The sequence below is a fragment of the Polaribacter sp. IC066 genome (genome assembly GCF_007997085.1).
Lineage (GTDB): Bacteria > Bacteroidota > Bacteroidia > Flavobacteriales > Flavobacteriaceae > Polaribacter.
The window spans coordinates 1-15,564 of record NZ_VORR01000026.1 but is presented as its reverse complement, the minus strand read 5'-3'; the positions used below and the strand labels follow the sequence as shown (position 1 = coordinate 15,564).

12 protein-coding genes are annotated in these 15,564 nt (G+C 31.4%); 9 read left to right on the top strand and 3 right to left on the bottom strand.

Going from position 1 to position 15,564, the window contains the following annotated elements; translation table 11 throughout:
- Positions 1 to 30 precede the first annotated feature (30 nt).
- Genes ES044_RS10190 through ES044_RS10180 form a run of 3 tightly spaced genes read left to right on the top strand, consistent with a single transcriptional unit; the run spans position 31 to position 5,572 of the window.
- On the top strand, positions 31 to 2,358 hold the full coding sequence (locus tag ES044_RS10190; protein ID WP_147119226.1) for a hypothetical protein: 2,328 nt from the start codon (positions 31 to 33) through the stop codon (positions 2,356 to 2,358).
- On the top strand, positions 2,358 to 3,080 hold the full coding sequence (gene recO / locus ES044_RS10185) for a DNA repair protein RecO (protein ID WP_147119225.1): 723 nt from the start codon (positions 2,358 to 2,360) through the stop codon (positions 3,078 to 3,080). The genes ES044_RS10190 and recO overlap by 1 nt, the downstream gene beginning before the upstream one ends.
- A gap of 5 nt (positions 3,081 to 3,085) precedes the next feature.
- Positions 3,086 to 5,572 carry a TonB-dependent receptor domain-containing protein gene (locus tag ES044_RS10180; RefSeq protein ID WP_147119223.1) on the top strand — a complete coding sequence of 829 codons (2,487 nt, stop codon included), beginning with the start codon at positions 3,086 to 3,088 and terminating at the stop codon, positions 5,570 to 5,572.
- 184 nt (positions 5,573 to 5,756) lie between these two features.
- On the opposite strand, the gene ES044_RS10175 is transcribed toward ES044_RS10180, so the two are convergent.
- From ES044_RS10175 to ES044_RS10165, 3 genes are read right to left on the bottom strand one after another with little or no spacing between them, the layout of a single operon-like run.
- Positions 5,757 to 6,104 (bottom strand): SdpI family protein, encoded by a 348-nt coding sequence (locus ES044_RS10175; protein WP_189663266.1) that lies wholly within the window; start codon positions 6,102 to 6,104, stop codon positions 5,757 to 5,759.
- Between the two features lie 45 nt (positions 6,105 to 6,149).
- On the bottom strand, positions 6,150 to 7,016 hold the full coding sequence (locus ES044_RS10170) for an acyl-CoA thioesterase (protein ID WP_147119221.1): 867 nt from the start codon (positions 7,014 to 7,016) through the stop codon (positions 6,150 to 6,152).
- Complete coding sequence (locus ES044_RS10165; RefSeq protein ID WP_223813552.1) at positions 7,006 to 8,073, bottom strand: GNAT family N-acetyltransferase; 1,068 nt, start codon at positions 8,071 to 8,073, stop codon at positions 7,006 to 7,008. Before ES044_RS10165 ends, ES044_RS10170 begins: the two co-directional genes overlap by 11 nt.
- Positions 8,074 to 8,401: 328 nt before the next feature.
- Between ES044_RS10165 and ES044_RS10160 the strand changes: the two genes are divergently transcribed.
- The 6 genes from ES044_RS10160 to ES044_RS10145 all read left to right on the top strand — a co-directional run bounded on the left by ES044_RS10160 (position 8,402) and on the right by ES044_RS10145 (position 15,405).
- Positions 8,402 to 9,517 (top strand): efflux RND transporter periplasmic adaptor subunit, encoded by a 1,116-nt coding sequence (locus tag ES044_RS10160; RefSeq protein WP_147119218.1) that lies wholly within the window; start codon positions 8,402 to 8,404, stop codon positions 9,515 to 9,517.
- Positions 9,518 to 9,520: 3 nt separating this feature from the next.
- Positions 9,521 to 12,718 carry an efflux RND transporter permease subunit gene (locus ES044_RS10155; RefSeq protein WP_147119216.1) on the top strand — a complete coding sequence of 1,066 codons (3,198 nt, stop codon included), beginning with the start codon at positions 9,521 to 9,523 and terminating at the stop codon, positions 12,716 to 12,718.
- Complete coding sequence (locus ES044_RS10150; protein WP_147119215.1) at positions 12,708 to 14,051, top strand: TolC family protein; 1,344 nt, start codon at positions 12,708 to 12,710, stop codon at positions 14,049 to 14,051. Before ES044_RS10155 ends, ES044_RS10150 begins: the two co-directional genes overlap by 11 nt.
- A gap of 66 nt (positions 14,052 to 14,117) precedes the next feature.
- Positions 14,118 to 14,252 carry a hypothetical protein gene (locus tag ES044_RS19255; protein ID WP_262712483.1) on the top strand — a complete coding sequence of 45 codons (135 nt, stop codon included), beginning with the start codon at positions 14,118 to 14,120 and terminating at the stop codon, positions 14,250 to 14,252.
- An 85-nt stretch (positions 14,253 to 14,337) separates the two neighbouring features.
- Positions 14,338 to 14,478: a hypothetical protein gene (locus ES044_RS18550; RefSeq protein WP_189663265.1), complete on the top strand. Its 141-nt coding sequence runs from the start codon at positions 14,338 to 14,340 to the stop codon at positions 14,476 to 14,478.
- Between the two features lie 54 nt (positions 14,479 to 14,532).
- Positions 14,533 to 15,405: a lipoate--protein ligase gene (locus ES044_RS10145; protein WP_223269182.1), complete on the top strand. Its 873-nt coding sequence runs from the start codon at positions 14,533 to 14,535 to the stop codon at positions 15,403 to 15,405.
- Positions 15,406 to 15,564 lie beyond the last annotated feature (159 nt).

The following is a 15,564-nucleotide window of genomic DNA, read 5'->3' as shown; positions in this document are numbered from 1 at the left end:
TTAAATATCTTTGAGATTATAAATAGTTTTATGAAAAAGTATATTTTTCTTTGTTTTTTATTTGTGAGTTCATTTGTGCATGCTCAAGTTGATTATAGTGATTCTTGGGAAGACTTTTACTCCTATAATAACGTAAAAGATTTTGTGAAAGTTGACAATATTATCTACGCTTTGGTAGATAATGCTTTTTTTACATTTGATGAAACTACATTAGAAATTAACAAATTTTCTTCTATTCAAGGTTTATCTGGTGAAAGAACATCATCAATATACTATAGCAGTGCTTTTAATAGACTTGTTATCGGCTATGAAAACGGTTTAATTGAGGTAATTGATGATCAAGAAGCCATCACTATTTCATCAGATATTGTTAACTTTAATCAATTAGGGCAAAAAAACATCAATCACATTACAGAATTTGGCAACACTTTGTATGTATCTACACCTTTTGCAATTGTAGAATATGATATTGAAAAGTTAGAATTTGGAGACACTTTTTTTATTGGCAATGGTTCTACCTCTTTAAGGATTAACAAAACGTTGGTTTTTGAGAACAAAATTTATGCTGCTACTGAAGATGGTGTTTTTAATGCGGATGTTACAAGTCAGCTTTTAATTGATTTTAATAATTGGCAACAGCAGTTTAGAGGTCGTAATTTTAGTGATATTAAAGTTTTCGATAATCAACTCTTTGTCTCAGAAGAAAGTAAATTATTTGTGTTAAAGAACGATGTTTTAACTCTTGTAAGAGACTTTTCTGAAACAATAATTAGTTTAAACTCCACGAATTTGCAATTAACAATAGCGTTAAATAATAAGGCTATTGTGCTAGATGTTTCTCAAAATCAGATTGTTGAATTTAAGAATACTAATGACTATGACTTTACATTAACGAGTGCTTTTTTTATTAATAATACCGTTTATTTAGGAACTAAAGAGTTTGGTGTTTTAAAAACGAACGTAAATCAATTAAACCCTTATGAAGAAATTCATCCAGAAGGACCGCTTGAAAATGATGTCTTTTCAATGGCGGTAAAAAATAATAATCTTTGGGTTGTTTTTGGGGGGTATGATGGCACATATACACCTTCTCAAAATAGAAAAGGATTCAGTCATTTTAACGGAGAAAATTGGATAAACACAGCCTTTAATCCGAATTTTCCAGTCATAGATTTAAATTTTATTTCGATTGATCCTAATGCAGAAAACAGAGTTTACATAAGTTCTATGGGAGATACTCGTGCTATTAATAGTGTTTCTACCGGTGGTTTATTAGTCGTTGAAAATGATGAGATAAGTACATTTTACAATCATTTAAATAGTGGTTTAGAAGATTTAGAACCTACTTTACCAAATAGAGTTACATTGAGAATAACGGGTACTAAATTTGATAGGCAGGGCAACTTATGGGTCGCAAACATTAGCAGAAATGAAGCGTTAAAAAAATTATCACCCTCTGGTCAGTGGAGTAGTTTTAATATAAGTTCTCTACAAAGCATATTTGCTTTTGGTTTAAGTGAAATTGCGATAGATAATAGTAATACAGTGTGGATAGGAACTAGAAGAAATGGCGTGTACGCTTTTAACGAAAGGGGTAACAGAAAAAGAGCCTTAATAGCAACACCAAATTTAGGAAATTTACCCGATACAGATGTACTTACGGTGGCTGTTGATAAAAACAATAGCGTTTGGTTAGGTACTAGAAGCGGTATGGTGGTGTTTAGAAATGCTTCCTCAATTTTTGATGCAGATGTGGTAAACGCACAACCTGTAATTATAGAAGAAAATGGTGTGGGAGAGCGTTTGTTAGGAGATCAACGCATAAACTCTATTGTGGTTGATGGGGCAGATAATAAATGGTTTGGTACCGATAATGGAGGTGTTTTATACACAAATCCTTCAGGGCAAAAAACATTAGCAAATTTTAGCAAACAAAATTCACCATTGCCTTCTAATAGAATTTTAAAAATTAGCGTAGATCAAGATAACGGTAAGGTTTACTTTGCAACCGATAGAGGTATTGTTGCCTACAATAGCAATGTTTCTCCTTTCGGAGATGTTTTAGCAGAGGTATATGCATACCCAAATCCTGCATTAAAAAATCACCAAACAATTACAATTGATGGCAGAAATGGTACGCATTTACCAAAAGGGACAAATGTAAAAATTTTAGATGTTGCTGGTAATTTAGTGTACGAGACAAATGTGGTAGAGGGGCAAGAAGTGCAGGGAGGAAAAGTAGTTTGGAACAAAAAAAACTTGGCAGGAAAGAGCGTTGCCTCTGGTATTTATATCGTTTTATTATCGAATAACCAAGGTTCAGAAACCGCTACGGCAAAAATAGCGATTGTAAATTAATGGCTATTGTAAGCACCAAAGCGATTGTATTAAGTTCGCTAAAATATGGCGATACAAGCTTAATTGTAAAATGCTATACCGAAGAAGAAGGTGTAAAAACTTATTTAATTAGAGGCGTTTTAAAACCCAAAAAGAAAGGCATAAAAGCCGCTTACTTTCAGCCATTAACACAGTTAAAGATTATAGCAAATCACAATTCTAAAAACACTTTAAATGCTATCAAGGAAGTTCAAGTTCATCAACCTTATAGAACGATTCATTCAGATATTATAAAACAATCTGTAGTGTTTTTTTTATCAGAAATTTTAGCAAGCGCTATTCAAGAAGAAGAGCAAAACAAAACACTGTATTCTTATTTAGAAACTGCTTTTGTGTGGTTAGATACACATGATAAAATTTCTAATTTTCACTTATTGTTTTTACTAAATTTATCGCGTTTTTTAGGTTTTTATCCTGACATGTCAGAGAAAGATAAAATAGGCTTTAATCTTTTAGAGGGTGTTTTTTCTGATAGCACACAAGACAAAAATGTTATATACCGAAACGATTTTTATCAATTTAAAAAGTTGTTAGGCATAAATTTTGATAGTTTAGAAAACGTGTCTTACAGCAAAGCAGAAAGGCAGTTGGTTTTACAAATGATAATTGAGTATTTTAAGTTACATTTGGACAATTTTAGAAAACCTAAATCTTTACAAGTTTTAGAAATCGTTTTTAGTTGATGGTGATGAAGTATTTAATTATAGTATTTTTTATTTTTGTTGGTAGAGCTTCTTTTGCTCAAGAAATTACAGTTTTAGATAAAGAAACAGGTAAAAAAGTTAAAAATGTTACTATTTTTAACGAAGGTAACTCGGTTAGTTTAACCACCGATAATAACGGTGTTGCAGATATTGCTTCTATTGAAGAGCAAGAGTTGATTTTTTTTTCTCATTTGTCTTACGCAATATTTAGAATTAAAAAAGCCGTTTTACGAAAGCAAAATTTTATAATATACCTAACAAAAGAGTCTGAAGAATTAGACGAGGTTGTAATTTCTGCTTTTAAAACGGCAGAAAAATCAAAAAGAATAGCAGAACAAATAGCGGTGGTTTCTTTAAAAGATATTCAAAAAATATCGCCACAAACAAGTGCAGATCTATTAGCAACAATTCCTGGAATTAAAGTACAAAAATCGCAATTCGGTGGCGGAAGTCCTGTAATTAGAGGAATGGAATCTAACCGCGTTTTATTGGTGGTCGATGGCGTTAGAATGAACAATGCAATTTATAGAAAAGGGCATTTGCAAAACTCAATTTCATTATCGCCAAATTTGTTAGAGAAAACAGAAGTAGTTTTCGGGCCATCGTCTGTAATATACGGTTCAGATGCTTTGGGTGGGGTTATTCATTATTATACAAAAACGCCAAAATTATCTGAAGAAAGCCAAGTAATAAGTCAGCTTTTTTCAAGATTCTCATCCGTAAACCAAGAAACGACAACTAATGTTTCTGCAGAATTAAGATTTAGTAATTGGGCTTCTTTTACAAGTATTTCATATTCAGATTTTGGCGATTTAAAAGCGGGTCAAAATAGAAATCATGGTTTTTCTGATTGGGGAAAAGTATTTTATTTTTCTGAAAATGTAAACGGGAATTACAATGAAAATCCAACTATAAATTCAAATCCTAATTTGTTAAGAAATACAGGTTTTCATCAAACAGACGTTTTACAGAAATTCTTTATCCCTTTGTCTGAAAACACAGATTTAAAAATTAATTTACAATATTCTGAATCGTCAGACATACCAAGATTTGATAGATTAACAGAATTAAAAGACATTACAAATACGGCTTCTTTAAAATTTGCAGAGTGGAATTACGGACCTCAAAAAAGACTTTTAATTTCTTCTCAATTACGCATCAGTCCGAATAAAAATTGGTTAGAAAGTGGCACCATAACTACGGCATATCAAAATGTACAAGAAAGTAGAATTCAAAGAAAATTTGGAAGTTTAGACCGTTCTTATCGAGAAGAAACGGTAAATATTTTTAGTGTGAACGGAGATTTTTCTGTGGCTCTTGATGAAGATAAAACAAGAACACTTTCTTATGGGTTCGAGTTTGCTTACAATGATGTGGGGTCAAATGCTTATGGTAAAACTTTAACTATTGTAGAGAACGAAATTACCGGATTTTCTAATGATTTTAAAGTGCAATCAAGGTATCCTGACGGAGGAAGTAACTTTTTAACATCTGCTGTATATGTAGGGTATAGACAAGATCTTAATAGTAAATCTACCTTAAATACAGGGATTCGTTTTACAAATACAAATAAGAATGCAACTTGGGTAGATGAAACTTTTTTAGAGTTTGATGCATTAACGTTAAGTAGAAATAATTCTGCGGTAACCGCTACTCTAGGCTACGTCTATAAACCGTCTAGAAATTGGCAATTAAATAGTGTTTTATCTTCAGGGTTTCGTTCGCCGAATATAGATGATATTGGTAGAGTTCGAGAAAAAGCGGGTAATGTTACGGTACCTAATATTCATGTAAGTCCAGAGTTTGCGTATAACGCAGAGATAGGGATTTTAAAGTATTTTAATAAAAGAAAATTTCGTTTGGGGGCAAATATATATTACACATTGTTAGATAATTATATACAAAGAGATTTTGTGTATACTAAAGATGGGAGCATAAAACAAGTACAATTTGATGGCGAATTTGGGAATGCCGTAAACAATCAGAATAAAGGAACTGCGTATATTTTTGGATATACTTTAAATTATCTAGGTAAAATTTCTAAAACCATTAACACAACAGGTTTTATAACCTATACCAAAGGAAGAACCTATGATACAGAAGAACCGATGTCATCAATTCCGCCATTATTTGGGCAATTTGCAGTCAATTATAAAAAAGATAAAATAGAGTTAGGAACTGTTTTAAGGTTTAATAGTAAAAAAGATATAGAAGACTTTAACTTTACAGAAGGTATCGACAATCATGAATTAACGCCTGTTGTAGATGCCAATGCAGCCAAAGATATAGATACTTTTTATGGTGCGCCAAGTTGGATTACTTTAGGAATTAACGGACGTTATTTAGTGAATGATACTTTTTCTGTACAAGCAAGATTAGATAATATTTTAGATGAACATTATATAGAATTTGCATCAGGAGTTTCTTCTCCTGCTAGAAATTTATCGATTTCATTTACTGCTGATTTTTAGTCAATTTTAAAATTTAAGCATTTTAATTTAGAAACAGCATCCTATAATTTTTAAGAGTTAAAATAATTGCTCATTAAGATTGAGGAATTTTAGATGTTTTTAAAGACTTAATAGTGGTTTATTTTTCTAATATAGCATTCTACGCAATGCGTAATGGGCGTTTAAGAAATGTAAAAAATTAAAGCTACTTTTTCTTTTTTCCTTCTTCTGTAAAATTATCATTTAAAGCCCGTTCTGTTTTTATAATGCTTACCACTAGAGAAAGCATTACTAAAACCATCGGTTCCCAAGACAATTCTTTGGCAGAAAAGGCAGCTAAAAATAATCCGCCTAAAAAAGAAAAGCCGCTATACATTAAAAAACTTTGGTTAAATGTAGTGTTGGCAAAATCCCATATTTGCTGATTCAGCATTGCTTTTGGGGTTCTATAGCCATATAACCGATTAATGCTTTTAGGCGGAAACTTCCAGAAGATAACACTGATTAAGAATAGCACACCATTTGTTGTTAATATATAGGTAATAGGATCCATTATAATTATAATTTTTAAAATTTGCTCACTGCTCACTGCAACTGCTTACTTTTTTTTTGGCCTCATTAACCCTTCTTGCGCAAAAGAAGCAATTAGTTTACCATCTCTTGTAAAAATATTTCCTCTACACAAACCTCTAGCACCATAGGCATTTGGAGATTCTGCCGAGAAAAGCATCCAATCGTCAAACTCAAAATCTCTAAAAAACCACATAGAATGGTCTAAACTTGCCGTCATTGTATTTGCAAAATTATATTCTTTAGCATTCGGATTAAACGCTGCATTCAAGACATTATAATCAGAAATATAGGTTAAAATTTGGTGTTTCAATGGCAAATCCATTGCTGGTATTTCTCCTTTTAACTTAAACCAAACTTCTTCTTTTGCAGGTAAATTTTCAGATTTTAAAGGATTAGGAACACGCACTGGTTTAAAATCGATTGGACGCTCAATACTTAAGAATGATTTGATCGATTTTGGTAAAAAATCACCGAATTTAACGATCATATCTTCCCAACTCAATAACTCTTCAGGTTTCTTTACCTCAAGGTTTATTTCTTGTTGGTGCTCAAAACCATCCTCTTTTTTATGAAAGGATGCTGCCATGATAAAAATAGTACGGTCATTTTGCGATGCTGTAACTCTTCTTGTAGAAAAACTACCACCATTTCTCATTTCTGCAACATGATAATTAATAGGAATCGTTAAATTTCCGGCTTCTAAAAAGTAAGAATGAAGCGAGTGTAAAAAACGATCTTCAGGAATTGTTCTATACGCCGCATTTACAGCTTGCGCTAAAACCTGACCACCAAAAACAATATCACTCCCAATTGTAACGCTATCGCCAGAAAAGTTGGTGTTATCTGTTTTTGATAAATTTAAAAGTGCTATTAATTCTGTGCTATTTTTCATGGAGATTGGTTTCGTTTTTAAAAGGAAATTTTTGCTGAAAAGCTGTGGGTTGCACACGTTGCAAAAATAACTTTAAAATTCTGTTTGTAATACTTTTTTTATGACGAAGATAAACGGTGAGGTCTTGTGGCGTTGCACCAACCGAACTTTTAATTTCGCTTGCCGTTCTGCCAAAGTTAATTGTTTTTACTTTTTTTTCGATGGCAATATCAATATAATCGTATAACATTCTTTGGTAAATGGCATACGTTCTATTTAGCTCGTAATCAATACCAACAAAATGAGCATCTAAAGAATTTTTATGGAGGATACCAGACATAAAACCAACAATTTTATTTTGTAACCAATACGTTTTTAAGACATAGGCATCGCCAAAACTCTTTTTTAAATCTCGATAAGTGGCAAGATTAAAATTAGCTAAATTAAAAGAAGCTTTTGTGGCTACTTTTTTATATAACGCAGCCATTTCTGGCAATTGATCTTCAATATTTTCTTGGGTTACGTCTTTAATAACTAGCTCTGAACTTAATTGAAGCGCTTTTTTTGCTTTTACTCTAAATTTAGTTTTCATGGACGCCAAATAATCTGCTAGATTTGTCCAATTTTCATCCACATTTAAAACCATATTGGGTTCTATAGAAAAAGGATGGTAGTTGTAATCTTTTAATTCATCGGCAATAAATAGCGATTCATTTGTAAAATCTTTTAAAAGAAAAGCGTCAATGGTTAGATTCTTATTGTCATTTACATAGCGTAAGATAGCTTTTGTGATTTTTTTGATACTGATTTTTTTATCTTGATGTTGTTCCATAAAAATTCCGTGTTCTCCGCTCACAAAAGTATTGCCGCAAATTAACAATTTAAGTGGTTTTTTTTTCGGAAAAAGATGGAGTTTTTCTCCAAAATTTCGCAATTTTTGAACCTGTGATTTTAATTCATTCTGCACAGTTTCAAAGTAAAAATCTACTATTTGAATAGATGCAAAAGCTGCGGGTTTGCTGTTTTTATCAATCAAAATAATATAAAAAAAAACCAATTTCTGGATGATTTTTTTCAATAGATTTCAAAAAGTTTCTATTAAAATAAAGGTTTTGCTCGCAATTAAGTGCGTTCCAGATATCCACTGAAATAGCATCAATAGAAGAAAAAAAAAGTGTGGACTCGTTTTTTTTTAAAAAATTCAAGGAGTTGTTTCTCTGTTTTAGTGTTTGCAAAGTTCTTAAAAATAAGTCGTATTAAAAATATTGATTTCAAATTGTTTAATTATAACGTTTCTTTAACATTCTAAAGGGCAACTAAAATAGTTGCTTTAAGTCAAAAAAGTATCTTTGCACTGCTATAATAACGTGCTATTATCACGTTTATTTAACTTCAACCAACTAAATATGAGAAAAATAATTCTAGCTATTTTAGGAATTCTATTAATTGCTGGTGCCATTTTTTTAGGCAAGTATTTCATCGATAAAAATCAGAAACCAAGACCAAAATATCAAAAAAGTGTAAAAACTGTTTTTGTAAATTCGGTTAAAAACACAGAAATTCCGGTTGTAATCTCTGCAAATGGCAATTTAATTGCTAAAAATAAGATTGTTATATTTTCTGAAGTTCAAGGGGTTTTAAATACATCAAACAAAGCTTTTAAACCGGGTGTTACTTATACAAAAGGGCAAGTTTTATTAAGTATAAATAGCGATGAGTTTTATGCAAGTTTACAGTCGTTAAAAAGTAATTTGTATAATTTAATTACCGCCGTTTTACCTGATTTACGGTTAGATTTTCCTGAAGAATTTAATACTTGGGAGCTTTATTTAAAAAGCTTCGACCTTGAAAAAAGTGTTCCAAAACTTCCTGAATTTTCATCAGACAAAGAAAAGTATTTTATTACGGGTCGCGGTATTTTAACAGCGTACTACAATGTTAAAAATTTAGAAGCTCGGTTGTCTAAATACCAAATAAGAGCTCCTTTTTCTGGGGTTTTAACAGAAGCTTTAGTGACCAATGGTTCTTTGGTTAGAGTTGGGCAAAAACTAGGCGAATTTATAGACACAGATGTCTACGAAGTTGAAGTGTCTATAAACGCTGAATTTGCAGATTTATTAAAAGTTGGCAAATCCGTAACGTTAACTAGCTCAAATAAATCACAAATTTATTCGGGTAAAGTGGTTCGTGTGAATGGTAAAATAGATCAAGTATCGCAAACAATAAATGCGTACATAGATTTAAAACATATAGATTTAAAAGAGGGTATGTTTTTAGAAGCAAACTTACAGGCAAAAACAATTTTAAATGCAATAGAGATTTCTAGAAAATTATTGGTAAATAATGAAGCAGTTTACACCGTAAAAAATGATAGTGTTTTAACATTATCGAAAATAGAACCTGTTTATTTTAGTGCCGAAACGGTTATAATAAAAGGCTTACATACCGATGATAAAATAGTTTCACAACCTTTGGTTGGCGCTTTTGATGGTATGATTGTCAAAATTAATAAAAAGAAGTAATACATGAAAAAAATTATTACTTATTTTATAAAATATCCTGTTGCTGTAAATGTAATTATAATTGCATTTGTAGTTTTTGGAGTTATTGGCGCCATTAGCATGAAATCTTCCTTTTTTCCTCTGGTAGATTCGCAATTAATTAGAATTTCTTTGGTATATCCAGGAGCTTCTCCCGCAGAAATGGAAGAGGGTGTTGTGCTTAAAATTGAAGATAATTTAAAAGGAATTGTTGGTGTAGAACGCGTAACTTCTGTTTCTAAAGAAAATTCGGCAAGCGTAAATGTTGAGGTAGAAAAAGGAAAAAATATAGATGTTGTTTTATCGGATGTAAAAAATGCCGTAGATAGAGTTCCTTCTTTTCCTTCGGGTATGGAGCCGCCTGTTATTGCAAAAGTTGAAAATAACAGACCAACCATTAGTTTTACGTTAAGCGGAGAAAATGTTTCTCTAAAAGTGCTAAAGCAATATGCAAGAAATGTAGAAAACGATATTCGTGGAATTGACGGAATTTCTCAAGTCGAAATTACAGGATATCCAGAAGAGGAAATCGAAATTGCTGTTAGGGAGAAAGACTTAATTGCCTATAATTTATCGATTACAGAAGTTGCCAATGCCGTTCAGAATTCTAATCTGTTAATTACTGGTGGAAACATAAAAACAGCCGAAGAAGATTATTTAATTCGCGCTAGCAACCGTTCTTATTACGGAATTGAGCTACAAAACTTAATTGTAAGAACAGAAATTAATGGAAATATTATTCGTTTAAAAGATGTTGCAGAAATTAGAGACACGTGGTCAGAAAACCCTGATAGATTGTACTATAACGGTAATTTAGCAATAGATATTACGGTTAGTAACACGAATAATGAAGATTTAATTTCATCTGCAGATAAGATTAAAGAATATATTTATAAATACAATCAAGTACAGCAAAATATTCAGCTAAACGTTACTAGTGATAGAAGTACAACCTTAAATGATAGAACTTGGTTACTGACTAAAAATGCAGTTTCTGGTATCCTTTTAGTACTCTTTTTTTTAGCGTTATTTTTAAACTTACGTTTGGCATTTTGGGTGGCTTTTGGTTTGCCTATTTCCTTTCTAGGGATGTTTATTTTTGCAGCACAATTGGGGGTTACCATTAATGTTTTGTCTTTATTTGGGATGATTATTGTAATTGGTATTTTGGTTGATGACGGAATTGTTATCGGAGAAAATATTTATCATCATTACTACGATTTGGGCAAATCTAAAATTAGAGCTGCTATAGATGGTACAATGGAGGTAATTCCGCCAATAGTTTCAGCAATTTTAACAACAATTATTGCCTTTTCTACCTTCTTTTTTGTGGATGGTAGAATAGGAAGCTTCTTTGGTGAAGTTTCTACCATTGTCATACTTACGTTGTCGGTTTCATTAATAGAGGCTTTAATAATTTTGCCTGCACACATTGCACATTCTAAAGCATTAGAAAGAAATAGGTTAGAAGACGGCACCGTTAAGAAAACAAATAAAATTGATACTTTTTTTAAGAAAATTAACAAAGGTGCAGATGCGCTTTTAGTAAAATTTAGAGACGCGTATTACATGCCTTTTTTAAAGTTTTCTTTGCAAAACAAAATTTTTATTTTTTGTGTATTTGTAGCATTGCTTTTAGTCAGTTTTTCTGCATTAAAAGGTGGTGTGGTAAAGAGTTCTTTCTTTCCAAGAATTGCAAGTGATAGAGTACAAATTACTCTAAACATGCCACAAGGAACCAATGAAAAAATTACAGATTCTTTAATTTCTTTTATTGAAGAAAAAGTGTGGTTGGTGAACAAAGAATATACAGAAAAGCAAACAGGTAATTTAAATGTCGTAGAAAATATAATAAAAAGAGTAGGACCAGGAAGTGCAAACGGAACGTTAAGCGTGAATCTTTTACCTGGTGAAACAAGAGATTTTTCATCACCAGAAATCACAAATGCCATTCAAGAAAAAGTGGGTAAAATTTATGGTGTAGAGAGTTTGGTTTTTGGTTCTGGGGGTAACTTTGGGGGTAGTCCTGTGGCGGTTTCTTTATTAGGTAACAATATTAAAGAATTAAAAGCGGTTAAAGAAGAACTAAAGCAAGTGCTAGAGAATAATCCGTTGTTAAAAGATGTTACAGATAACGATCCGGCAGGTATAAAAGAAGTAAGAATTACGTTAAAAGACAAGGCGTATTTGTTAGGCTTAAACTTGCAGACAGTTATGGCACAGGTAAGAGCTGGTTTCTTTGGTTTTCAAGCACAACGTTTTCAGCGCGGTCAAGACGAGATAAAAGTATGGGTGCGTTATGACAAAAAAGACAGATCTTCTATTAAAAATTTAGACGATATGCGGGTTATAACACCGTCTGGAGTAAGAGTTCCGTTTTCTGAAATTGCAACCTATAGTATAGAAAGAGGCGATATTTCTATCAATCATTTAGAAGGACAAAGAGAAATTCAAATTACGGCAGATTTAAAAGAGTTAAGCGCAAGTGAAACAGAAATTTTAGATAATATTAAGACGAATATTATGCCAGAAATTTTGTCTAGATATCCAACAGTTACTCCGTTATATGAAGGGCAAAATAGAGAAGCGAATAAAACGACAGATTCTTTAAACGTTGTAGCGCCTATTATTTTGCTTTTAATTTATATTGTAATCGCATTTACATTTCGTTCTTATAGCCAGCCAATTTTGCTGATTATTATGATTCCTTTTAGCATGATTGGGGTTATTTGGGGGCATTATATTCACAATTTTGCAGTAGGTATCTTATCGTTTTTAGGCATTATTGCGCTCGTAGGAATTATGGTAAATGATGGTTTGGTTTTGATTGGTAAATTTAACAGTTACCTTAAAGAGGGTATGAAATTCGATGATGCTTTAGTGCGTGCAGGTCAGTCTCGTTTTAGAGCAATATTTTTAACTTCTTTAACAACAGTTGCGGGTTTAGCACCGTTAATTTTTGAAAAAAGTAGACAAGCACAATTTTTAATTCCGATGGCAATTTCTATTGCTTACGGAATCGCAATTGCTACTGTTTTAACACTAATTATGTTACCATTGCTCTTATCAGTTTCAAACACGATAAAAGTAAAAATAAAATGGCTGAAAACAGATCGAGATATTACGAGAGAAGAAGTAGAAAGAGCAATAATTGAATCTAAATTTGACGAAGATGAAGTTTAATACAACAAGAATATTAATCGTCGTTTTTTTATCGACCTTACAAGGTTTTTCGCAAGAAATTCTAACTAAAAGTGAAGCTTTAGAGATTACGTTAGCTAATAATTTCGGAATTCAAATTGCAAATAATAATTTAGAAGTGGCAAAAAATAATACAAGTATTTTTAACAGAGGTGCGTTGCCAACAGTGGCCTTGAATTCTGGAGCAAATTATAGTAGAAATAACCAAAGTTTAATCTTTACCGATAGACAAACAGGAAATGATGCCGAAATATCTGGAAGCGGAATCGTTTCAAAAACATACAATACATCTCTGGGCGTAAACTATACAATTTTTGATGGTTTAGGTAGAAAATACAACTATCAGCAATTAAAAGAAACCTATAATTTAACAGAATTACAAGTAAAAGAAACTATTGAAAACACCTATTTACAGTTATTTACAACCTATTTTCAAATTGCTCGTTTGTCAGAAAATACCAATAATTTATTAGAAGCGCTAGCAATATCTAAAAGAAGGTTAAAGCGTGCAAAATATCAATATGAATACGGACAATCTACGAAACTAGAATATTTAAACGCGCAGGTAGATGTAAATAACGATAGTATTACAGTAATTAATGCGAAGCAGTTATTAAACAATGCAAAACGCGGCTTAAACGTTATTTTAGGATCTAAAGAAGACGTAACTTATCGTGTAGAAACGGCGGTTGAGTATAATAAATTGATGAATTACAGTGATTTAAAAGAAAAAACTTTAGAGAATAATTCACTCTTACTGCAGAATGAAAAAAATATTGCGATTAGTGAGTTCAATATCAAAATAAACCAAGCAAATTTTTTACCATCGCTAAATTTTAGCACTGCTTATGGGTTTAACAGAACAGAGAATGAAAACTTAATAAACCCTTTTGGTGCAAAATTAATTACTTCGGATGGTTTAAATGCAGGGATCAATTTAACCTGGAATATTTTTGATGGTGGTGTAACAAAAACAAGAGTGGCCAACTCAAAAATTGCTTTAGACAACCAGCAAATATTGCTAGAACAACAGAAAGTTAACATCGAGAATAATTTAAAAAATTCTTGGGAAAATTATAAAAATCAATTATTTATTTTATCTGCTCAAAATCAAAATGTGCTTACCACACAAAATAATTTTGATAGAACAGAAGAACGTTTCAAATTAGGTCAAATTACTTCTATAGAGTTTAGGCAAGCTCAAATTAATTTAATTAATTCAAAAACGTCTTTAAACAATGCAAAGTTTGATGCAAAGTTAATAGAGCTTCAGTTATTACAATTGAGTGGCGATATTATGAACGTTAAATTTTAGAAAACTGACTTTTATCATAATTTAAGAATAGCATAAGTTTTAAATTTACAACAAAATAGAAGATTTATGAATTTTTTAAACGTTCCACTTGTTTCTTGGGTAAACGGTACGATTATGATTGGGGTATTTGTTTTAGTTGTAATCGGTTTAGTTTTGGCTGTTTTTTTATTAATGAATAGTGATAAAAAAGCAAGTAAATAATACTTTTTGATTAAATTTTTACAGTTATTGTGAACTCGTTTTAATGAATTTATAATTCATTAAATACATAAAAAGGTATATCGATTTGCAGTCTAATTTTGGTTACTTATTTAGAGAATATTTAATAGCAGAAATTGCTAAAGTAGGCATTCATAAAACATTTACAGCAGAGACTGCAATTATTGAGATTTGCGATTCTATAAAATCCATGCCAATTATATTATAAGACAAAATTATTGTGTGCTTAATTCCATACCTTTAATATTCTAAATATAAAAGTATGATTTTTATAGAAAATGAAGGAAATACCAATCCAAGGTTAAACTTGGCTCTAGAGGAATATGCACTGCGTAATTTTCCGTCGGAAACTGATTATCTATTATTTTATATTAATGAACCTTCCATAATTATAGGAAGAAGTCAAAATACAATCGAAGAGATACATCAGGATTATGTTGAAAAAAATAATATCCACATTGTCCGAAGAATTTCAGGAGGAGGTGCTGTTTATCACGATTTTGGAAATCTTAATTTTAGCTTTATTACAAATCATGATGTTAAAAGTTTAAACAATTTTAAAAAATTCACGGCGCCTGTTATTAGTGCATTGTCAAAAATAGGAGTGGAAGCAGCGCTAAAAGGGAGAAATGATATTCTTGTAAATGATAAGAAAATATCTGGAACTGCTCAATTTTCAACAGGAAAGCGAATGATAAGCCACGGTACTTTATTATTTAAAACAGATCTTGCAGAAGTTGCGAATGCGCTTCAGGTAAAAAAGAGTAAGATTATATCTAAAGGGCATAAATCTGTGCGTAGTCGTGTGGCAAATATTAGCGAATTTATTAATAAACCATTATCAATAGAAGAGTTTAGAGCGCTTTTGTTAACTGGTTTGTATGAAGAAATGGAGCCTTTCGAAACCTATCATTTAACAGCAGAAGAATGGAAAGCTGTACACATTCTGAAAGAAGAAAAGTATGATTCTTGGGACTGGAATTATGGGCGTTCTCCAAAATTCAATATTCAGCATAGCAAACGGTTTCCTATTGGAGAAATTGATGTGAGATTGTTTGTAGAGAAAGGATATCTAACAGAACTTAAAATTTTTGTAACTATTCAGCCTAGATTTCAAAAAAGAGCTAGTTATTAACAATTCTATCCTTGCTTTTAGGAAAAAGAACTTTCTTGTTAACATTTGTTAGTTACTAGGTAACAATTACATGTTTGATTTTTAGTGCTTTTAAATTGTGTTTGTTTCCTTTGTATCAAAGCATTATAAATTGAACTCCGACAAAAAACGTATTGCAGA